General features: G+C 40.4%; 26 protein-coding genes. All 26 read left to right on the plus strand.

Annotated elements, in window-relative coordinates; translation table 11 throughout:
* The coding region (locus O0J15_RS17075; protein ID WP_308305995.1) for a DUF1372 family protein at positions 1-197 on the plus strand (197 nt) is incomplete at its 5' end.
* Positions 194-1,111, plus strand: coding sequence for an N-6 DNA methylase (locus tag O0J15_RS17080; protein ID WP_308305996.1), 918 nt, complete (start codon positions 194-196; stop codon positions 1,109-1,111). The genes O0J15_RS17075 and O0J15_RS17080, both read left to right, overlap by 4 nt.
* Positions 1,108-1,656 (plus strand): restriction endonuclease subunit S, encoded by a 549-nt coding sequence (locus O0J15_RS17085; protein WP_308305997.1) that lies wholly within the window; start codon positions 1,108-1,110, stop codon positions 1,654-1,656. The genes O0J15_RS17080 and O0J15_RS17085 overlap by 4 nt, the downstream gene beginning before the upstream one ends.
* A gap of 120 nt (positions 1,657-1,776) precedes the next feature.
* Positions 1,777-1,977 (plus strand): hypothetical protein, encoded by a 201-nt coding sequence (locus O0J15_RS17090; RefSeq protein WP_308305998.1) that lies wholly within the window; start codon positions 1,777-1,779, stop codon positions 1,975-1,977.
* Complete coding sequence (locus O0J15_RS17095) at positions 1,974-2,195, plus strand: DUF3310 domain-containing protein (protein WP_308305999.1); 222 nt, start codon at positions 1,974-1,976, stop codon at positions 2,193-2,195. Before O0J15_RS17090 ends, O0J15_RS17095 begins: the two co-directional genes overlap by 4 nt.
* Positions 2,196-2,356: 161 nt before the next feature.
* On the plus strand, positions 2,357-2,749 hold the full coding sequence (locus tag O0J15_RS17100; RefSeq protein WP_308306000.1) for a helix-turn-helix transcriptional regulator: 393 nt from the start codon (positions 2,357-2,359) through the stop codon (positions 2,747-2,749).
* A gap of 211 nt (positions 2,750-2,960) precedes the next feature.
* Positions 2,961-3,362 carry a transcriptional regulator gene (locus tag O0J15_RS17105; RefSeq protein WP_265531329.1) on the plus strand — a complete coding sequence of 134 codons (402 nt, stop codon included), beginning with the start codon at positions 2,961-2,963 and terminating at the stop codon, positions 3,360-3,362.
* Positions 3,363-3,502: 140 nt separating this feature from the next.
* A complete protein-coding gene (locus O0J15_RS17110) occupies positions 3,503-4,093 on the plus strand; it encodes a site-specific integrase (RefSeq protein ID WP_308306001.1) in 591 nt (196 codons plus the stop codon).
* A gap of 453 nt (positions 4,094-4,546) precedes the next feature.
* Positions 4,547-4,873 carry a hypothetical protein gene (locus tag O0J15_RS17115; RefSeq protein ID WP_000282429.1) on the plus strand — a complete coding sequence of 109 codons (327 nt, stop codon included), beginning with the start codon at positions 4,547-4,549 and terminating at the stop codon, positions 4,871-4,873.
* Positions 4,874-5,053: 180 nt separating this feature from the next.
* The gene (locus tag O0J15_RS17120) at positions 5,054-5,407 is read left to right on the plus strand and encodes a P27 family phage terminase small subunit (RefSeq protein WP_308306010.1); all 354 of its coding nucleotides are present in this window, start codon (positions 5,054-5,056) and stop codon (positions 5,405-5,407) included.
* Positions 5,400-7,130, plus strand: a complete 1,731-nt coding sequence (locus O0J15_RS17125; RefSeq protein WP_308306002.1) for a terminase large subunit — start codon at positions 5,400-5,402, stop codon at positions 7,128-7,130. The genes O0J15_RS17120 and O0J15_RS17125 overlap by 8 nt, the downstream gene beginning before the upstream one ends.
* 21 nt (positions 7,131-7,151) lie before the next feature.
* A complete protein-coding gene (locus tag O0J15_RS17130; RefSeq protein WP_308306003.1) occupies positions 7,152-8,354 on the plus strand; it encodes a phage portal protein in 1,203 nt (400 codons plus the stop codon).
* Positions 8,338-8,913: an HK97 family phage prohead protease gene (locus O0J15_RS17135; protein WP_308306004.1), complete on the plus strand. Its 576-nt coding sequence runs from the start codon at positions 8,338-8,340 to the stop codon at positions 8,911-8,913. Before O0J15_RS17130 ends, O0J15_RS17135 begins: the two co-directional genes overlap by 17 nt.
* On the plus strand, positions 8,910-10,076 hold the full coding sequence (locus O0J15_RS17140; protein WP_024056582.1) for a phage major capsid protein: 1,167 nt from the start codon (positions 8,910-8,912) through the stop codon (positions 10,074-10,076). The genes O0J15_RS17135 and O0J15_RS17140 overlap by 4 nt, the downstream gene beginning before the upstream one ends.
* Before the next feature lie 11 nt (positions 10,077-10,087).
* Positions 10,088-10,321 (plus strand): hypothetical protein, encoded by a 234-nt coding sequence (locus tag O0J15_RS17145; RefSeq protein WP_024056581.1) that lies wholly within the window; start codon positions 10,088-10,090, stop codon positions 10,319-10,321.
* Between the two features lie 2 nt (positions 10,322-10,323).
* Positions 10,324-10,575, plus strand: a complete 252-nt coding sequence (locus tag O0J15_RS17150) for a phage head-tail connector protein (RefSeq protein ID WP_261443417.1) — start codon at positions 10,324-10,326, stop codon at positions 10,573-10,575.
* A 4-nt stretch (positions 10,576-10,579) separates the two neighbouring features.
* The gene (locus tag O0J15_RS17155) at positions 10,580-10,882 is read left to right on the plus strand and encodes a phage head closure protein (RefSeq protein ID WP_033686235.1); all 303 of its coding nucleotides are present in this window, start codon (positions 10,580-10,582) and stop codon (positions 10,880-10,882) included.
* Positions 10,879-11,238 carry an HK97 gp10 family phage protein gene (locus tag O0J15_RS17160; protein ID WP_261034626.1) on the plus strand — a complete coding sequence of 120 codons (360 nt, stop codon included), beginning with the start codon at positions 10,879-10,881 and terminating at the stop codon, positions 11,236-11,238. Before O0J15_RS17155 ends, O0J15_RS17160 begins: the two co-directional genes overlap by 4 nt.
* Positions 11,235-11,558, plus strand: a complete 324-nt coding sequence (locus O0J15_RS17165; protein ID WP_261034628.1) for a hypothetical protein — start codon at positions 11,235-11,237, stop codon at positions 11,556-11,558. Before O0J15_RS17160 ends, O0J15_RS17165 begins: the two co-directional genes overlap by 4 nt.
* Positions 11,559-11,569: 11 nt before the next feature.
* The gene (locus tag O0J15_RS17170; protein WP_173214410.1) at positions 11,570-12,151 is read left to right on the plus strand and encodes a major tail protein; all 582 of its coding nucleotides are present in this window, start codon (positions 11,570-11,572) and stop codon (positions 12,149-12,151) included.
* A gap of 10 nt (positions 12,152-12,161) precedes the next feature.
* Complete coding sequence (locus O0J15_RS17175) at positions 12,162-12,581, plus strand: hypothetical protein (protein WP_308306005.1); 420 nt, start codon at positions 12,162-12,164, stop codon at positions 12,579-12,581.
* Between the two features lie 276 nt (positions 12,582-12,857).
* Complete coding sequence (locus O0J15_RS17180) at positions 12,858-15,683, plus strand: hypothetical protein (protein ID WP_308306006.1); 2,826 nt, start codon at positions 12,858-12,860, stop codon at positions 15,681-15,683.
* On the plus strand, positions 15,680-16,402 hold the full coding sequence (locus tag O0J15_RS17185; protein ID WP_261034633.1) for a phage tail protein: 723 nt from the start codon (positions 15,680-15,682) through the stop codon (positions 16,400-16,402). The genes O0J15_RS17180 and O0J15_RS17185 overlap by 4 nt, the downstream gene beginning before the upstream one ends.
* Positions 16,402-18,243 (plus strand): phage tail spike protein, encoded by a 1,842-nt coding sequence (locus tag O0J15_RS17190; RefSeq protein WP_308306007.1) that lies wholly within the window; start codon positions 16,402-16,404, stop codon positions 18,241-18,243. Before O0J15_RS17185 ends, O0J15_RS17190 begins: the two co-directional genes overlap by 1 nt.
* Positions 18,240-19,049, plus strand: coding sequence for a collagen-like protein (locus tag O0J15_RS17195; protein ID WP_308306008.1), 810 nt, complete (start codon positions 18,240-18,242; stop codon positions 19,047-19,049). Before O0J15_RS17190 ends, O0J15_RS17195 begins: the two co-directional genes overlap by 4 nt.
* A gap of 11 nt (positions 19,050-19,060) precedes the next feature.
* Positions 19,061-19,299 (plus strand): hypothetical protein (locus tag O0J15_RS17200; protein WP_308306009.1); only part of this gene is annotated, 239 nt, incomplete at its 3' end.

The raw sequence follows: 19,299 nt of genomic DNA on the forward strand, positions 1-19,299 counted from the left end.
GGATTCGAGATTTAGAAGAGAAGAAGCCGATGGTTATCTATAAGACGGATAATCAAGGCGCTGAGATATTTGGTAAAGTCCTTGAGAAAGGACGGCATGGCAAGCTATACACTATCACTATCAGAGATTATGGAATTTTCGTAGTTACTAGAGAACAGTTTGAGAAAATCAAAGTAGGGGATGAGGTGATGCTATGACGTTTGTGGAACACAATAACCGTCAGAAAGCCAATAAATTTGCTGAGTATGTGACAGGGAAGCCTTTACGAGAATACTTAGCAAATAAAGTGAAGCAGTATTGCGGTGAAAATATATCTGTTTTTGATGGTGCTGCAGGCTCTGGACAGTTGGAGCAGTTTATTAGTATGACTGATTTTCATGCTGTAGAAATTCAGCAGGAAAGTTGCGAAGCTCTAAAAACAAATTTTCCTCATGCAGTTGTGGATAATCAGAGTTTTTTTACGTATCAATCAGACATACAAGTGGATGCAATTGCAATGAATCCGCCTTACTCTCTGAAATTGAAAGATTTACCAGAAGAAGACCAACAGGCCATCAAAGAACTGTATCCGTGGAAAAAATCTGGTGTTGTTGATGATATTTTTCTGTTGAAGTCACTAACTTACACGAAACGATACGGATTCTATATCATGTTTCCTGGTATTGCTTACCGTCAGTCTGAGAAGAAAATGAGAGAGCTGGTAGGGAATAACCTTGTTGAATTGAATGAGATTCAAAATGGATTTGAAGACACATCTATCAACGTGATTTTCTTGGTCATTGACAAAGAAAAAAATGATTCTGAAATTTCAAAAGAGATTTATGATTGTAAAACTCAAAAAGTTGAATATCAAGAATCTGATAAATTAAATTCAGATTTCAACTGGGTGATACCTAAAAAACCAGTTGAGAAAGAAGAAATAGACATTGACCAAGTTAATGCTGAATTAGATCAAGCGGCAATCGACCACCTTGAAAAGCATCTAGCTAGTCAATTGATATTGATTCAGTTTTTCAACGCAGATATTGATTTAAAATCTTTCATAACGAGATGTCACAAGGTCTTAGATGATTATTTATTGGCTTATAATTTTGCAGTAGGATTAGAATGAAACCAGATAAGATAACAACGCACGGATTGCTAGAAGTTTGTGACTTAATTCCAGGCAAGCGTGGTAAAGTTAGCGAAGGTTCATATTATATTTATGGAGCTGGGAAAAATACAAAAGGCACGACAGACAAATTCAATTGTGAAAGTGACACAATCCGCTTGACTCGTAAGGGTACAGTTGGTGCAGTTTATTTCCATCGAGACCCATTTTGGATGGAAGAAGCTAGTTTTAAAGTTGAGCCAAAAGAAATGATAGATAAGCGATATTTATTTCATTGGCTGCTGATGAAGCGTGAAGAAATAGAGCGATGTGCGGACGGAGATAATCAACCGGGCTTATCACTAGCTAGATTGTCAAAGATAACGATTGACATCCCTGATATGGAATATCAGTTGAAAGCTGTTAAGTTGTTGAATGAAATGAGTGCAGACTTGGATTTTTTTATAGACAATATCACACAAACAAAAATAAACCAAAGTAAGGTTTTGAGTTACTACAGCGAGAAAATTGGAACGGCTTTAGAAAGAGAAACAAATGAACAATAAGTTAGATTGTGAAGATTGTAAAAAGTTTTTCTTTTCGAAAGACAAGTTAGATTATGATTGTGTATTTCAAAATGGCATTTGTAGTGAATGCTTAGTAAAAAGAGTAGAAAGGGGGATTGAATGGTAGTTAACGATAAATGGAATCACGATTGGGCTTTGTATTCAGGAGATAGATTTGTCACAATGGGAACATTATATGAGATAAGCGAATATACTGGTATAAGCTTAGATGCCTTAAAAATGTATTCAAGAAAATGGCACCAAACACATTTCCCAAATAGAAAAGCTTTGATAAGAATAGAAGATGAGGAGTTAAAATGACAGACAACATAAACAAACCAAACCACTACCAAGGCAGATTTGGCATGGAATCTATCGATGCTTTAAGGAATTTCATGACACCAGAACAGCTGAAAGGCTTTTATCTTGGAAATGCCTTGAAGTATCAACTGCGATTCCAGAAGAAAAACGGTCTTGAAGACCTAAAGAAAGCCAGAAAGAATCTGGACTGGTTGATTGAGGAGTTAAGCAATGAGTGAGTATGCATTGTACGAAGGCGACACATTCATTACCATGGGGACACTTGCGGAGATCAGCAAAGAAACAGGTATTGCTGAAAGGATGTTGAAGTATTGTCAATGGCCGTCTTACCATAAGAGACATCCGAATGGAAGAGTGGTCGTAGAAATCGAGGTGGATGATGAAGGATAATAAGTTCGGAAATCAAATCAGATTGTGGCGAAAATCCAAAGGTCTAAAGAAAGTTGAGGCTGCTAAAATCTTTGGAGTTACTCCAGAGACCATTTGCCATTGGGAAAGCGGCAAAGCACAACCGCAAGATGGGGATATGTTTGTTATTTGCGAAAAATTGAATCTTGACCCTCGTATATTTTTGAGAAAAAAGACAAATCCTTTTGCCGAAACGTTAAAAAGAAAGCGATGCGAGTTGGGATTAACTCAAAGTGATTTGGCCATTAAATTAGGGTATCGCAGAGATACGATAGTCAAGTGGGAAGCAGGCCGTAGCATTTCTAAATGCGCATTGGAAGATATCTGTACTTTCTTTGGAATTGAGATTCAAGAGAGGAAATAAAAGTCAATGAACAAAAGAATTAAGAAGAAGATAGCTAAACGGCAGATACAAGAAAAGCAAGAAGAATTAGAGAAACAACTACGGAAATTAAGTCCTGAAGAAATTGAAGCTATAACTAAAATGATTAACCAGGCAGTTTCTAATATTCGCAAGGCTTTCTCTCAGATACTTGACAACTTGTTTACATTTTTTAAAAACTTGGAGGTGGAAATTGAAGAAATTAAGCGACGAAGACCTCAAAACATTAGACAGAGAACTTTTCAAATTTCAAAACATTCAACGCACAATAGACTTAAGAAGGTTAGAGTTAGAAACCAGAAATCCAGATGCTCAAAGTGGACCTACTGTAGGAATAAGCAAACCTACCGAAACTATCGCAATCAGAATCGCAGATGATCCGACTTTAAAATTTCTTGAAGGATTTAAAGGGATTATTAACAAACTCTTGAGCAATTTAGTGGATGAGGATATGGAAATCTTTAATCTACGCTGGAGATATCCTCAATTGAGATGGGAAGAAATAGCAGAACAGAAATTCATGAGCAAAGCTACAATCTATCGACGTAGAAGGATTATCTTAGAACAGTACGCTATACTGAAAGGTGAGTTGTAAATAAGATTGAGACAAAACACCTCTTGAATTCTCATGAAAAACAGTTTATTATGATAGCATGAACTTCTGAAAACAAAACACAAATCACAAGTTGGAGTCATCCTATTTTTTCCAGAAAAGTTGTTTAACAGAGGAACATCATGAGTCAGCGACCAGCTGGCTTTTTGTTTTGTAGAAAGGAGGCAGTTATGGAATTTGTATCACCGATAAAAGAGAACGATGATATACAAGCTATGAAAGATTATCTCAGAGAATGGAATGAGATGTATTATATGCTATTCATCACAGGTCTGAATACTGGATTGAGAGTTGGAGATATCCTCACTTTAAAAGTTAAAGATGTTCAAGGCTGGCACATCAAGCTGAGAGAACGGAAGACTGGCAAGCAGATAACAAGACGGATGACGAAAGAACTCAAGAAAGAAATGAGAAGATATGTTGAAGGGAAACCATTTCATCATTTCTTATTCAAGAGTAGGCAAGGTCAGAATAAAGCGATCACTCGTGAGCGAGCCTATCAAATCATTCATGAAGCAGCTGAAGAACTAGGCATTGATAATGTTGGCACGCATACAATGCGAAAAACATTTGGCTATAAATATTACAACAAGACAAAGGACGTAGGAACGTTACAGAAAATGTTCAACCATTCATCGCCTGCAATAACCTTAAGATACATAGGGATAGAACAAGCAGAGCTTGATGATGCACTACGGAACTTTGTTATTTAATTTTTTTAGATATTACTTTCACATAATGAGTTAAGCATAAGCCGAAAAAATGAAATGCTTTAAAATCCATGATTAACAAGGGTTTGAGATTTAGAGTGAGTTTAACAAAATATAAGATATGTGAAAGTGAGGGATAAAATTGGTATAGTTGGAGGAGAGGAATATGTTACTCATAGGATATTTAGTTTGTTATTTTATCGCATTGATGTTTTTGAAAATTGTTTTCGATTGGACAAAAGAAGATATAGGGAAAATATTTAAACATGGATTGATTTTTCTATTTCTGCCTTTAGTATTTATTGGAGCTCTCGTATATGATTTTGTAGACAAAAGATGAGACAAAAGACATCTTGAAGTCTCACAAAAAAAGGTTTATTATGGTAGCATAGATTTCTTGTATGAGATGGGATAGGCCAAGAGCCTGTCCTTTTGTTTTGCAAAGGAGTATATATCATGTACAACAAACCAGTCAGACAAAGCTTGAAGACAAGGAAGTGGTACAAGTTTCGTGACAAGGTCATGAGACAACACGATTACCTTTGCCAAGAAAGTCTAAGATATGGGCAGTCAGTTCCAGCTGAAATGGTTCATCATATTTACCCAGTATCCGAGTATCCAGAGTTAGAGTATGTGTCTTGGAATTGTTTGCCACTGACCAACCGCAAACACAATACATTCCATGATCGCAACAACGATAAGATAATCGGAAATGGAATTTACTGGCAGAAGAAAAGAAAAAAAGAATTTTTAAATTTTTTCAAAAACAAAAATGAAAAATGAAAAAAATTTTTTTATCCCCCCCACTTCAAAAAAAATTTATTGAAGCCTCTGGGAACCGGTGAAGGGAACTTTTTCCAAGTCGGGAGGCTTCAAACAAAAAGGGGATAAAAACTAAGCATTTTTGACGAGAGGAGGTAGTTTTTGGCTAAACCAATTACAGCGAAGTCGATTAAGTCGAAAGTGGTCAAGCAGATGAAAGACTTGGGCACTTATCGGAAAGAGTTCGAGATGATCATTGATATTTTCGCAGGCATGCTATATCAGTATCAGAAACTTGCTCAAGATTATGCTGATATGGGATATCCAGTGACAGATACCTACGTCAACAAGGCTGGTGCTGAGAATGAGCGCAAAGTTCCAATCTTGACAGCAATGGAAATACTCAGGAAAGACATCCTGAGTTATTCTAATCAGCTAATGATGAATCCGAAATCTCTCGGTGAGGTGGTTGAACAAGAAGGAGAGTCACCTTTAGCGGAAGTCTTGAAGTTCAAGAATGAAATCAAGAAGAAGAGAGTGAGTGGAAATGGGTAATCTTGATAAAGCAAAAGAATACGCTCAACACGTCTTAACTCACCAAGAGGAACATTGCGAGGAGAACATTCTTGCTGCTGAACGTTTTTTCCGTGATTTAGAAAATCCAGCATTTGAGATGGATGAGGATATGGTGGATTTTGTTATTCACTTTATCGAGAATGTAATAGTCCATCAGCAGGGTGATGATATGTTTGCGGTGTCTATCCGTAACAAGCCATTGCTTTTGCAACCGTGGCAACATTTCGTTGTGGTTAATCTGTTTGGATTTTACTATAAAGGGACGAATGAGCGCAGGTTCAAAGAAGCGCTTATCATGCTTGCTCGGAAGAATGGAAAGACCTCGTTTACTGCTGCAATCGCACTTGCTTACCAGGTATTGGACACGGATAGCGGCTCAAAATGCTACATCGTGGCCAACTCAGTCAAGCAAGCTATGGAAGCTTTTGGCTTTTTAAGATTCAACGTTGAGCGTTGGAATGACAAGAACATTCGTATCAAGGATAATAACCAAGAACACTCTATCACTGCTAATTTTGGTGATGAGGGTTCTTTCTTTATCCAAGCTCTGGCGAATGATGAGAGTCGTTTGGACTCTCTGAACGGTAACGTTATTATCCTAGATGAAGCTCATACTATGCGAAACAGTAAGAAGTATGGTCTTATGAAAAAAACAATGTCAGCATACCGTAACAGTATGCTTTTTGTTATCTCTACGGCTGGGGATATTCCTACTGGGTTCCTTGCTAATCGTTTGAAATACTGTCAAAAGGTGCTTAAGCAATTAGTTACTGATGATTCATTCTTTATCTTCATCTGCAAGGCTAATCAATCTGCTGATGGGGATGTGGTGGACTATCTGGATGAGAATATTCTCAAGATGGCTAATCCGTCGTGGGGTGTCACTGTTTCGCTCAAGGCTCTCAAGGAAGAAGCAGAGCAGGCTATGAATGATCCTCAAACTAGAAACGAGTTTTTCAATAAGACCTTGAATATCTTTACAAACTCTATGAATGCTTATTTCAATCCTGATGAGTTTATTGCGTCGGATAGTTGCTACGATTGGAGTCTAGAAGAGCTGGCACGCTTGCCGATTCGCTGGTATGGTGGTGCGGACTTGTCAAGATTACATGACTTAACAGCGGCTGCTCTATACGGTATTTATAATGATGGTGAGAAAGATGTTGATATCTGTATCACACATGCTTTCTTCCCTCGGATTAATGCTCAGAAGAAGGCTAACGATGATGGGATTCCACTTTTTGGCTGGCAATCTGATGGCTGGCTGACGATGAGCAATACTCCTACCGTTCTCTATGATGATATCGTAAAATGGTTTATCAGTATGCGTGAGCGTGGATTTAAAATCCAAGCTGTGGGAATGGATAGGAAGTTTGGTCGTGAGTTTTTGGCTAAGATGAAAAAGGCTAAGTTCAAGATGATTGACCAGCCTCAGTTATTCTATCTGAAATCTGAGGGGTTCAGACGGATTGAGTTCAAAGTCAAGAACAAGGAATTTTACTATCTTCATTCTGACGCTTATGAATACTGTGTGAGCAATGTTAGAGCAATTGAAAAGGTGGATGACGCTGTGCAATATGAAAAATTAGACGGAGACGGTGGTACTGCAAGGATTGACTTGTTTGATGCCAGCGTCTTTGCTTGTATACAGGCTCTTGCTAATCTTGGCAAGGGTGGCGATGTAATGAGATTCTTTGATTAGAGAGAAAGGAGGTGAGGAAACATGGGTATTTTTGAAAAGATTTGGAAACGAAACAAGCCAAGTAAGCCAATCAATATGCTGAGTCATTCAGATTTAGGATTGTCAAACCTGATGGTTTCGTATGTACCTTTGGCCAGAAATCCAGATGTGGTGACAGCGGTTAATAAGATTGCTGATTTGGTCTCTAATATGACCATCCACCTGATGGAGAATACAGATAAAGGTGATATCAGAATCCGTGATGGGCTTGCTAGAAAGATTGACATCAATCCATGCGAACACATGACAAGGAAGTCATGGATTTTCAAGATTGTGCGTGATTTACTTTTATATGGCGATGGGAATTCTGTTCTACATGTAGAATATGATCCTGTCACGGATTATATTTCTAATCTAAGACCATTTCCGATGAGGGAAGTTTCGTTCCGAACAGATAAAGATTCCTATGTAATCTCATTTAGGGGTGAAGAGTTTTCCCCTGATGAAGTAGTCCACTTTGTCATCAATCCAGATCCAGATATTCCATATATTGGTACTGGTTTTAGGGTGACGTTGACAGATGTGGTTCAAAGTTTGAACATGGCTACTAAGACTAAAAAAAGCTTCATGAACGGTAAGAACATTCCTAGTCTTATCGTTAAAGTAGACTCGTCCAGTGCTGAACTAGACTCGGAGCAAGGGCGTGAGCGTATCGCTGAGAAGTATTTAAGTACTAGCAGGGTTGGCGCTCCATGGATTGTTCCAGAGGCATTGCTGGACATCCAGCAGGTAAAACCGCTTAGTCTAACGGATATCGCTCTAAATGAGTCTGTCGAATTAGATAAAAGAACAGTTGCAGGTCTATTAGGAGTACCTGCTTTTATTTTGGGTGTGGGAGAGTTCAACAAGACAGAGTATAACAACTTTGTAAATACGACTGTCATGAGTATCGCTACCACTATTACTCAAACACTAACCAGAGACTTACTTTTGTCTAGTAATCGTTACTTCAAGTTAAATCCTCGTTCGCTCTTCTCTTACAACATTACAGAGTTGTCAGCCGTCGCTCAACAAATGACAAACAGTACTGCAATGCGTCGTAATGAGTGGAGAGATTGGCTTGGTATGGCTCCTGATTCTGAGATGGAAGAGTTGATTGTCCTTGAGAACTATATCCCTCAAGAGAAACTAGGAGATCAAAACAAACTGAAAGGAGGTGAGGAAGAGAATGCAGAAACGGAATAGTTATCGTGCCACTCAATTTCAAACGAGAGAAGAAGACTCTGGTGATTTGATTTTGAGTGGCTACTTTATCAAGTTTGACGAGGAAACGGAATTGTGGCCAGGCTACTGTGAAGTTATCAAGCGTGCTGGAGTTGAGAAAGCTATCACAGACGCTGATATCAGAGCTTTATTTAACCATGATGATAGTCTTGTTCTCGGTCGAACAGGTAACAGAACTCTGACACTTGGTGTTGATGATATTGGTCTTTTTGGAGACATCATCATTAATAAGGATGATCCTCAAGCTGTTGGAGCCTATGCCCGTGTCAAGCGTGGAGATGTTATCGGATGTAGCTTTGGCTTTATCCCGATAAAAATCGAAACAGAGGAACGTGAAGACGGTTCGTATCTGGACACTGTCTTAGAACTAGAAATCTTTGAAGTGAGTCCATGTACTTTCCCAGCCTATCCACAAACGGAAATTGCTGCACGACAAAAAGACTTCGAAAGTCAGAGCCGTGCGAATCGTGAAGCGCTAGACAAGCGTAAGAAAGAAATTAAGGAGAAATTTAAGCTATGAATAAGGCATTAATCTTTGGTGCTCGTATGCGAGCAAAAGCAACTAAGGTAGTTGAGTTGGAAGAAACTATCGAAGAATTAAATAAACGCTCAGTTGTCGAACTAGAGAAGTTGGACCGTGCTGAAACTGATGAAGAAGTTTCAGCAGTTGAAAAGACTGTGGATGATCTTCAAAAGGAAATTGAAGAAAAAGAAGCTGAAAAAGCGCAGTTGGAAAAAGAAATCGATGAGTTGGAAAAACAAATCGAGGAGCAAAACCGTAAAGCACCAACTCCAGGCAAAACGGAAAAACGAGGAGGAAAAACATTGGAACAACGTGAAGCATTTAACCATTACCTTCGAACAAAAGAAGTGCGTGCTGATGGTCTCAAATCCGCTGAAGGAGAAGCAATCATTCCTGTTGAATTGATGACGCCTAAAGAAGCGAAACAAGACAAGACAGATTTGACTTCATTGGTCAACATCGTTAATGTCAAGAACGCAAGCGGTAAATGGGCAGTTGTTAAATTGACTGACCAAACAATGAACACCGTTGAAGAGTTGGAAGAAAACCCTGAGTTGGCTAAACCAACTTTCACAAAAGTGAACTATGAAATCAAGACACGTCGTGGCCATTTGCCAGTATCTCAAGAATTGATTGATGATGCTGACTACGATGTGATGGGATTGGTTGCTAAGCAAGCTAAAAACCAAGAACGTATCACTAAGAATAAAGAAATCGCTAAAGTTCTCAAGACAGCTACAGCTAAAAGCGCAGCTGGTTTGGACGGCTTGAAAGATATTCTCAATGTGGAATTGAAACCGTACTACGATGCAACTATTGTATGTACCCAATCTATGTTTGCCGCTCTTGATAAAATCAAGGACAAGGACGGTCGCTACATGCTTCAAACAGATATCACATCTCCAACTGGCTACAAGTTCGCTGGTCGTGTAATCGATGTTTATCCTGACGACATCATTGGGGATGCCAAAGGTGAAATGAAAGCATTTATCGGTGACGTTGGAGAGTTTGCTACATTGTTTGACCGTGCGCAGACAACTGTCAAATGGCAAGATGATAAAATCTACGGTCAATACTTAGGAACTGCAAACCGTTTCGATGTTAAGAAAGTGGATGAAGCAGCAGGCTTCTATGTAACTTACACTGACGCTGCAGGGTAAGGAGGTAGCTGATGGCTTATCAAGTAATCCGTCCTTTTAAGGATTTGAGAGACCCTCAACAATATGAATATCAAATTGGGGATATTTATCCCCGAAAAGGATATAGGAGCAATAAGACCTTCATTCAAGAGTTGTTAGATGGGTCAAATAGCGCAGGATCTATTTTCTTGACTAAAATCGACGATGACGATATTTCCGAAGGAGAAGCAGAACCTCAAGAACCCGAAGAGGAAGATGAGGAGTAGTTATGGACAATGCTCAATTACTAGAATTACTAAAACTAAAATTGGGTATAGCAACAACACTACGTGATAAGCCTTTGGAGAAAATCATCGAAGCTGTCATAACTGAACTGGAAGATAATTTGGGAGTTTCGCTTGAATCAGAAAACGCTGAACACCAAATGTTTGTAGTCGATTTTGCAGCCTTTCGCTATGAGGGTGGAGTGGATATGCCACGCCACCTTTTATGGCGGCTGCATAATTTGAAATTGAGGTAAGCAGATGGCATGGAACAATGAGATTACATTGATCTCAAGGGTTAAAACAGGACTAGATAAATTGCACCAGCCTCTATTTGAGGAGAAACGATTGACTATTTTGTGTCGCAAGCGTTCCATTACTCGTTCTGAATTTTATCAGGCTAGCCAGGTTGGACTTAGACCAAGCCTTATCCTTGATATTCATAGCTTTGAGTATAACAACGAGGAAGAAGCGGAATTTAATGGGAAACGGTATCGTATTCTCAAGACATTTCCGATTGGTTTAGAAATTCTGGAGCTGACCTTGATGGAGGAATTGCCATGAGTGTAACAGGTGACCTTTCAGCAGAAATCGCTAAAGCACTGAGCGAATATTCTAGTGAGTTAGAAGATGAGATTGACGCTACCGCACAAGAGTTAGGTGATGAAGCTGTTGCGACTTTGAAAGCGACAAGCCCAAAGAATAAAGGAAAGTATGGAAGAGGATGGCGTCTTAAGAAAAACTCAAAAGGCTCATACGTAATCCATAATGCTACAAGCCCTCAATTGACTCACCTACTTGAAAATGACCATGTCTTAAGGAATGGAGGTCGCAGTCGTGCTATCCCTCACATAAAACCTGTAGAAGAAAAGCTAATCAATTCTTTTGAACGGAAAGTGAAGGAGGCTATTCAAAAATGAAATTATCTGACCTTGTTGATATTCTAAGTCAAGCGAATCTACCTATAACCTATCGTGCGTTTGAAACTGGACACGTTCCTCAAACACCTTACCTTATCTACTTTGAATCACATCCAGATATCAAGAGAGCAGACGACGAACAGAAATACCAGATTAAATCTGTGACTGTAGAGCTTATCTTTGAACGTAAAGACGAAGATTTGGAAGAGATCTTGGAAGAGTTGTTGTCTAAACATCAACTTGTTTTTGAGGTATCAGAAGAAAGCTATATCCCAACAGAAAGGCTATCTGTCAAGCCTTATACTGTTTATTTGTACTAAAGGAGAAGAAGATGACAAAAACAGAAAATACAGTAACCTATGGATTGAAAAACGTGCATATCGCACCAATCGAAAGTATCAACAGTGAGACAAAAGTCATTAGCTACGGGCAAATTTTCCGTTTCCCTGGAGCTATGAACTTGGAGTTAGAGCCAAAAGGAGAATCGAAAGCAATCCAAGCAGACGATGTGGACTACCACTTCATGAACTCAAACGAAGGATATGAAGGGAAATTGAAAGTACCGCATATCACGGAAGAGTTTGCGACAAAAATCTTAGGAGAACTCAAGGATGAGCAAACAGGAGTATTGACTGAAAAAGGCGATGCTTCAACTAAACCGTTTGCTATTATGTTTGAATTTTCAGGAGATAAAAATAAGACTCGTTACGTTATCTACTACTGCTCTGCTAGTCGTCCATCAAACGGCTCTGGTACTAAGAGTGGAACAACTGTCAATGAACGCGAACTTAGCTTTAAGGGTTCACCACGTCCTCTTGATAGCGTAGTGAAACGTTCGATTACATCAGCTGACAAGAAAGAAGTGTATGACGCTTGGTTTACCAGCGTTTATGAGCCAACATCTCTAGGGTAAGGAGTAAAGAATGCGTCGAAGTATTAAAATCAGCAATAAGCGCTATGAGCTTGCAACAAATGCCTATACTCCAATTGCTTACAAAAACGAGTTTGGGCAGGATTTTTTCAAGGACCTTTTGGGACTATTGAAAAATAAACAATTGGTAGCTCAATTGAACCAATTGGAAGAAGGTAATGATTTGGTAGCGGAAAGCGTCGATTTATCTCTTTTAGAAGATTTCGATATTACCTTTTTCTATCGTCTATTTTGGGTATTTGCTAAATCTGGCAATCCTAAAATTAAACCGTTTGATGATTTCTTCATGGAGATGGAAGAATTTCCTCTTGACGAAGTTTGTCCGCTAATGATGGAAATGTTGAATACGGTACTACAAACAAAAAAGAAACAGACACATCAGAAACAGCAAGCGAAGAAGCCTTCACGGTAGAATCCTATCTATCTTGTTGCAAGGAAACTGGCTTATCTATCGATGATCTCAAGCACATTTCCATTGGGATGGCGTTAGATTATCAGACAGATTATGTCAATTTGCGTAGCGAAAATAAAACGGGTAGTCGGAAGGCCACCCAAGCTGATTTTGATGCATTTTAGAGAAAAAGTGAGTGCTGAGAGAGCGATTGTGAGGACAAGTTCCTTTAGTTGGCTAGTATTCTGGCCATAGAAAACCTCTCAGCGCTCCTTATTTTTAAGGAAAGGAGGAAATATGGCAGGAAATATCAAAGGGATTAAAATTGAAATTGATGGCGATACCCAGCCCTTACAAAAAGCGTTAAAAGGTGTCAATCAAGAGTCTGCTAACGCAACAAAAGAGCTGAAACAGATTGATAATGCTTTAAAGTTTGATACTGGGAATGTTACCTTACTGACCCAAAAGCAAGAAGTCTTACAGAAGCAAGTCGGAACCACTCGGGAAAAACTAGAAACTTTAAGACAAGCACAGTCTCAAGTTGAGGAGCAGTTCAAAAAAGGAGATATAGGCGCCGATCAGTATCGTGCTTTTCAACGTGAAGTAGAAGTGACTCAAAACATCCTAAAAGGATATGAGGGAAAACTAGCTAGTGTCAATCAAGCTCTTGAGGGGAATGGGAATGCAACCAAGAATAACCAAACCCAACTGAAAGAATTGCAGAATGAGCAAAAACTGCTTGCCAGCGAATCTGAAAAAGTCGTTAGTTCGTTTAAGCTACAAGAAAGCCAGATGGGTGCCAACGCTAGCGAAGCTGACAAGTTAGCATTGGCCGAAAAGAAGATTGGTGCACAGTCCGAAATTGTCGCTCGTCAAATTGAAAACCTTGAAAAGCAGTTAGAAATCACTAAAAAAGAATATGGTGAAAACTCAGCCGAAGCTAACAAGATGGAAGCGGAGCTGAATCAAGCTAAGACTGCTTTTAACAATCTCAATAATGAGATGAAGGGGACTAAGTCTGTAGCGGATAGCGCACAAGAAAGCTTGGGTGAGATAGCTAAAGCTGCAAGAGCTGAACTACTCCAACAGTTTAGTGAGAAATTGGGTGATATTTCAGAAAAACTTGTTGACGTTGGGAAAGAAGCTATTGAAGCTGCTGCTTCAATGCAAGCAAGTAATGCCCAATTTAGTACAGTTTTTGGGGATATGGAAGGTCAAGCTAGAGAGGCTCTTAATAATATTGGGAAAGAAATGTCTATTGTACCAGAACGATTACAAGGAAGTTTCACCCAAATGGCCTCCTTTGCTAAAACATCTGGTCTAGATACAGCTCAAGCCTTAGATTTATCTACTAGGGCAACTAAGGCAGCGGCAGATGGTGCTGCTTTTTATGACAAATCTATTGAAAGCGTTACTGAGAGCCTTCAATCATTTCTTAAAGGAAATTTTGCCAACGATGCGGCTTTGGGGATATCTGCAACAGAAACAACTCGTAATGCGGCAGCAAATAAACTGTACGGCAAGTCATTCAAGGATTTGAGCGAAGCGCAAAAGCAATTAACTTTGCTTCAAATGGTTGAAGACGGGAATGAACTTTCTGGGGCACTTGGTCAAGCTGCAAGAGAATCTGACGGCTTAGAAAACGTCATGGGGAATCTAAAACAATCTGGAACTAATGCCTTAGCTGCATTAGGTCAACCTCTTTTGGAAATGTTGATTCCTGTGTTTCAAGCTTTAGGAGACATTATAAAAGGTGTGGCAGATTGGTTTGGTACTTTGCCTGGTCCGATTAAAGAATTTGTTGTCATTTTAGGGACAGTTGTTACTGCTGTAGGAGTTATAGCACCGATATTCCTAACTTTACAAGCAGCTGCAACAGCTCTTGAACTTTCAATAGGAGGCATGATTGCCGCCGCCTTACCAATCATTGGGACAGCAACTGCAATAGCGGCCGCAGTTGCAGCGGTCGTTGTCATTTTGAAATACTTATGGGAAACGAATGAAGGATTCCGCAACGCTGTAACAGCTGTGTGGGAGGCTATTTCATCTGTCATCAATACTGTTGTAGGTGAAATTTCAAACTTCATCATGAGTATTTTTGGCACTGTTGTAACTTGGTGGACTGAAAACCAAGAACTAATTCGTTCCATTACGGATGCTGTATGGAATGGCATTTCCGCTATTATTAGCGCTGTTATGACTGTTATAGGTCCTCTTATAGAGGGAGAGTGGAATAATATTCAGATTATCACTTCTACAGTTTGGGAAGTGATTAAAACGGTAGTTGAAACAGCTATCAACGTTGTTTTGGGTATTATCAAGGCAGTGATGCAGATCATTACTGGTGACTGGTCGGGCGCTTGGGAAACCATCAAGAGTGTTGGAGAAACAATCTGGAATGGTATTGCAAGTGTCATTGGGACTATCTTTAATGGCATAGCGCAGTTATTGTCTAACATCTGGAACACCATCTCAACGGTTGCATCAACTGTTTGGAATGGTATCAAGTCCACTCTTTCAGGAATATTTGATGGTATTTCAAGTTCGGTCTCAAGTGTCTTTAACGGTATAAGAGATACGATTAGCAATATCTGGAATAGTATTCAATCAACCGCAAGCAGTGTCTGGAATGGCATTAAAGATACAATCGGTAATGCTATTAACGGGGCTAAGGATTTAGTTGGTAGTGCAATTGAAGCTATTAAGGGATTCTTTAACTTTGAATTTAGATGGCCTCACATCCCTCTACCACACTTTAGTATTAGCGGTTCTCTTAATCCAGTCGACTGGTTGAGTAACGGGTTGCCAAGTATTGGCGTAGAGTGGTATGCCAAGGGCGGTATCTTGACCAAGCCGACTGTTTTCGGTTCAAACGGAAATAGTTTGATGGTTGGTGGAGAGGCTGGAAATGAAGCTGTCTTACCACTGAACGAAAGAACCTTGGGAGCTATCGGTCGTGGAATTGCTCAAACAATGGGAGGTCTGTCTCCTGTTATCAATGTCAGCATTAGCGGAAATAACATCAGCGAAGAGATGGATATCAATCGCATTGCTGAGGTGGTCGCTCAAAAGATTGCGGATGAACTGCAACGGAAAACACAACTTAGAGGAGGAATTGCATGATCAAACATAATGAATTGGTGATTGATGGTGTAGCAACCTCCTCTTTTCCTTTTGATGTGATTGTAGAAGAAGCTCCATCCATTGTGATTGCCAATAGTAAGACAAAACTATGGGAGCATGATGGGATCAGCGGAGCCATCCTGCAAACCAATCATCATAGAGGGATGATTGAGAAATCCTACACGCTTCACTTAGTCAAACCAAAAGAAGAGGACTTAAACCGTTTCCTGGCTCTCTTTGCTAGGGAAAACTTTTGGCTTGAAAGCGAACGTGTCAAGACTACAAAAATGTGGTGTTACAAGGTGAAGATTTCTGAGACTATTAGAAATCGTGCAGGGTATTATGCACTTAAAGTCACATTTGAGTGTCATCCTACAAAATTTTTTAAAGCTACGGATAATCAGACCTTCTCAAGAAGTGGCACTTTAAGAACCAAGGGCTCTGCTTTGGCTTTTCCGACAATTACCATAACTGGCCAGAGTACGACTGAGGTTAGTTTTACAGTGGATAGGCAGGTTATCCGCTTAGAAAGACTGTCTGGAAGAGCTATCATGGTAAATAACCCTAACAACCCTAGTTTCTTGGACGGAACAGGTTCTAGAATTAAATGGACAGGGGATTTTATCACGATTGACCCAATCAAAAAACAAGATGTTGGGATTGTCTTAGGTGCTGGTATCAGTTCCATGACGATTGAGACAGTTTGGGGGTGGGCATAATGCTATATTTGCTTGAAAGTGATACTCGTAACGTTAAATGGAACGGTATTCCACTGCATGAAGCGACTTCAGCTATCATCAAAGAGCAAATGAACGGGGATTTTACCCTTACTGTTCGCTATCCTATCACCGACTCTGAGATTTATCAACTTTTCCGTGAGGATATGTTGATTAAGGCACCAGCGCCTGTGCTTGGTCCGCAGTTGTTCCGTATCAAGAAGCCAGTAGAGAATGATGATCATTTAGAAATCACTGCTTACCATATCACTGATGACGTTATGCAGCGGTCTATCAATCCTCTGTCTGTCAACAAGCAGAGTTGCTGGCAGGCTCTTTCTCAATTGGTACAGGTTGCTAAAACTCCTATCAATGATTTTTCATTTACCAGTGATATCACGGACAGGAGAACCATCAATACGAAAGAAGTAGAAACACTCTACAGCGTGTTGATGGATGGCGCTCACTCAATTGTGGGAACATGGGAAGGAGAGATGGTTCGGGATAATTTTGCTATCTCAATTAAGCGAAATCGAGGAGAGGACAGAGGTGTTATCATCTCTACCCACAAAAACCTTAAATCCTATCAACGAACCAAAAACTCACAAAATGTTGTTACTCGGATCCATGCTAAGTCTACATTTAAGGCCGAGGGAGCCAAGGAAGACACAACGATTGCCATAACGGTTGATAGTCCCTTAATTGGTGCCTACCCTTACATCAACGAAAGAAGTTATACAAATAATAACATTCAGACTGTTGATGAGTTGACAAAGTGGGCTAGCGCTAAATTTACTAACGAACACATAGATAAGGCTACAGATGCCATCAAGATTGAAGCCTATGAACTTGATGGGCAAACTGTTCACATGGGCGATACAGTCAACCTGAAAAGCTATAAGCATAATGTGGACGTTTATAAGAAAGCCATTGCTTACGAGTATGACTGTTTGGCAAACAACGGCCAGGGAGCTTATCTGACCATTACCTTTGATGATAAAGTGAAATCAGGGGGGAATGGTAGCGGATTGTCAGCAGTAGCAAACGCAATCTTGGACAAGCAAGAAACAAAATTTGACATCATGCTGGAACGTGCAATCGCTAACGCTGACCGTGCCTTTGATGCTGAATTTGCCAAGCGTGAGAAAGCTATCACGGATGCCATCGAGCAGTACAAGGCCAAGGCCGAAGAAATGGGAGCCAAGATCCATGAGGAAATGGAGAAAGAGCGTCCTGAGTTCGTGAAGCGAATCCGTGAAGAGTTGATGAGTGGCGCTGACTCAATCGCTGAATTAAGCAAGAAACTGGAACAAGTCAGCGAAACTGCAAGAGTCAACGCTAGTTTGATTGGTGGTGACGGGAATACCCAGTATAACAAAAACCGCTTGAACGGTGGCACTGCTAAGAAAATCAGCTACGGAACGGATTTCGTAGAAGTAGGTCACAATGGAGAGGGCTTTGAAATTGGCAAGAAGTACGTCATCAGCTGGTCAGCAACCTGTACACCTTACGGCAAAACAGATGTGACTGTAGTAGTCAACAAGATGCCGTTCTATGGTGGACACGTCCATCTTGCGCCTGCTAATACGGTCATGCCAGCGATTGATAAAGACTTGACCCAGAGAGAGGAGCAGGTCTTGGCAGTTTACTACGGTGCCTATCGTCTGACTTTCTCAGGCGACTGGTATCAGAACGTAGAGCAGTCTGTGACGGTTGACAATCAGACAAGACGGATTGAACTGGCGCCAGTCTACAAGACGGTCGCTGATGGACAAAATTCAAGATATGACGGAAGTTGGAGTGAGAACCCAACTTTTATTTTTGATGGAGGAAGTAGAACATGACAGAAACAATCCCAGTAAGGGTTCAACACAAGCGCATGTCAGCGAGTGATTGGGCAAGTAGCCCTCTGGTCTTACTTGACGGAGAGTTAGGCATTGAAAGTGACACAGGAAAGGTCAAGGTCGGAAATGGCCGTGACCGATTCTCAGCTCTTCAATATCTGACTGGACCAAAAGGAGACCGTGGAGAGACGGGGCCAGCAGGACCAAGAGGTGCTGATGGTGTTGTGCGTTTTGAAGGTTCAGCCGCAGAGCGTGCTTTAGAGCAGTATGCCAAAAAGTCTGAAACTCCAGTATATCGCATTGCTAAAGGAGATATAGGAGGGGGTGGCGTTGGGTCATCTAACACGATAAGAACCAGCGATATTATGAACCCCGACGGTATTAAAGTAGGCGATATCATTGAAGATTTTTGGTCTAGTGGCTCTACGGCAGATAAAGAGATTTGGAAGGTGACGGCTGTAAACGGTACAAGCGTTTCAGTACAAAATTTGGGGAAGAGAACTTTTCCATCCTATAATGACACAGACGTTAAGCGCCGTATCACAGCCCTTGAAGCTAGACCTGACTTTAACTCTTTGACAGAGACACAACGAAATAGCTTGCGAGGACCAGCAGGACCAGCTGGCGCAAGAGGGGCGAATGGCGCAACGGGTCCAGCAGGTCCTAGGGGAGCTGATGGTGCGCCTGGTCAGAACATCATCAATCAGAATGATGGTCAAGCTCTGAAATATTGGGCTGGAACAAGGTCTCAATATGACGCAATTTCTAACAAAGATGCTAATACCATCTACGATATTTATCGCTAACAGGAGGTAATATGGCACGAGAAGGAATTTACGTGGGCTCTAAAGAAATTATTCAGCGTTATGTCGGTACAAGGCTGGTTTGGGAGAAAGTCACAATCCAGTTTGACGAAATTTTAAGATTCACTTCAAATCGCTTTGGGTCATTTTGGCGTTTTGGCTCTACAGAACGAGCTTTCATCGACTTAGGGATATCCGAACGTCGTCCGTATGGTTTGGATGGAATAGAGGATTGTAATGTGGTGAAACTTCA

This window comes from Stenotrophomonas sp. Sm10 (genome assembly GCF_030985515.1).
Taxonomy (GTDB): Bacteria; Pseudomonadota; Gammaproteobacteria; order Xanthomonadales; family Xanthomonadaceae; genus Stenotrophomonas; species Stenotrophomonas hibiscicola.

What these genes read in the sequence shown, in the direction of transcription:
- O0J15_RS17130 (WP_308306003.1), top strand. Translation starts at nt 7,152, where the DNA reads ATGGGTATTTTTGAAAAGATTTGGAAACGAAACAAGCCAAGTAAGCCA.
- O0J15_RS17160 (WP_261034626.1), top strand. Translation starts at nt 10,879, where the DNA reads ATGAGTGTAACAGGTGACCTTTCAGCAGAAATCGCTAAAGCACTGAGC.
- O0J15_RS17135 (WP_308306004.1), top strand. Translation starts at nt 8,338, where the DNA reads ATGCAGAAACGGAATAGTTATCGTGCCACTCAATTTCAAACGAGAGAA.
- O0J15_RS17190 (WP_308306007.1), top strand. Translation starts at nt 16,402, where the DNA reads ATGCTATATTTGCTTGAAAGTGATACTCGTAACGTTAAATGGAACGGT.
- O0J15_RS17140 (WP_024056582.1), top strand. Translation starts at nt 8,910, where the DNA reads ATGAATAAGGCATTAATCTTTGGTGCTCGTATGCGAGCAAAAGCAACT.
- O0J15_RS17175 (WP_308306005.1), top strand. Translation starts at nt 12,162, where the DNA reads ATGCGTCGAAGTATTAAAATCAGCAATAAGCGCTATGAGCTTGCAACA.
- O0J15_RS17155 (WP_033686235.1), top strand. Translation starts at nt 10,580, where the DNA reads ATGGCATGGAACAATGAGATTACATTGATCTCAAGGGTTAAAACAGGA.
- O0J15_RS17100 (WP_308306000.1), top strand. Translation starts at nt 2,357, where the DNA reads ATGAAGGATAATAAGTTCGGAAATCAAATCAGATTGTGGCGAAAATCC.
- O0J15_RS17170 (WP_173214410.1), top strand. Translation starts at nt 11,570, where the DNA reads ATGACAAAAACAGAAAATACAGTAACCTATGGATTGAAAAACGTGCAT.
- O0J15_RS17145 (WP_024056581.1), top strand. Translation starts at nt 10,088, where the DNA reads ATGGCTTATCAAGTAATCCGTCCTTTTAAGGATTTGAGAGACCCTCAA.
- O0J15_RS17150 (WP_261443417.1), top strand. Translation starts at nt 10,324, where the DNA reads ATGGACAATGCTCAATTACTAGAATTACTAAAACTAAAATTGGGTATA.
- O0J15_RS17195 (WP_308306008.1), top strand. Translation starts at nt 18,240, where the DNA reads ATGACAGAAACAATCCCAGTAAGGGTTCAACACAAGCGCATGTCAGCG.
- O0J15_RS17180 (WP_308306006.1), top strand. Translation starts at nt 12,858, where the DNA reads ATGGCAGGAAATATCAAAGGGATTAAAATTGAAATTGATGGCGATACC.
- O0J15_RS17085 (WP_308305997.1), top strand. Translation starts at nt 1,108, where the DNA reads ATGAAACCAGATAAGATAACAACGCACGGATTGCTAGAAGTTTGTGAC.
- O0J15_RS17095 (WP_308305999.1), top strand. Translation starts at nt 1,974, where the DNA reads ATGACAGACAACATAAACAAACCAAACCACTACCAAGGCAGATTTGGC.
- O0J15_RS17165 (WP_261034628.1), top strand. Translation starts at nt 11,235, where the DNA reads ATGAAATTATCTGACCTTGTTGATATTCTAAGTCAAGCGAATCTACCT.
- O0J15_RS17125 (WP_308306002.1), top strand. Translation starts at nt 5,400, where the DNA reads ATGGGTAATCTTGATAAAGCAAAAGAATACGCTCAACACGTCTTAACT.
- O0J15_RS17080 (WP_308305996.1), top strand. Translation starts at nt 194, where the DNA reads ATGACGTTTGTGGAACACAATAACCGTCAGAAAGCCAATAAATTTGCT.
- O0J15_RS17090 (WP_308305998.1), top strand. Translation starts at nt 1,777, where the DNA reads ATGGTAGTTAACGATAAATGGAATCACGATTGGGCTTTGTATTCAGGA.
- O0J15_RS17110 (WP_308306001.1), top strand. Translation starts at nt 3,503, where the DNA reads ATGAGTCAGCGACCAGCTGGCTTTTTGTTTTGTAGAAAGGAGGCAGTT.
- O0J15_RS17115 (WP_000282429.1), top strand. Translation starts at nt 4,547, where the DNA reads ATGTACAACAAACCAGTCAGACAAAGCTTGAAGACAAGGAAGTGGTAC.
- O0J15_RS17185 (WP_261034633.1), top strand. Translation starts at nt 15,680, where the DNA reads ATGATCAAACATAATGAATTGGTGATTGATGGTGTAGCAACCTCCTCT.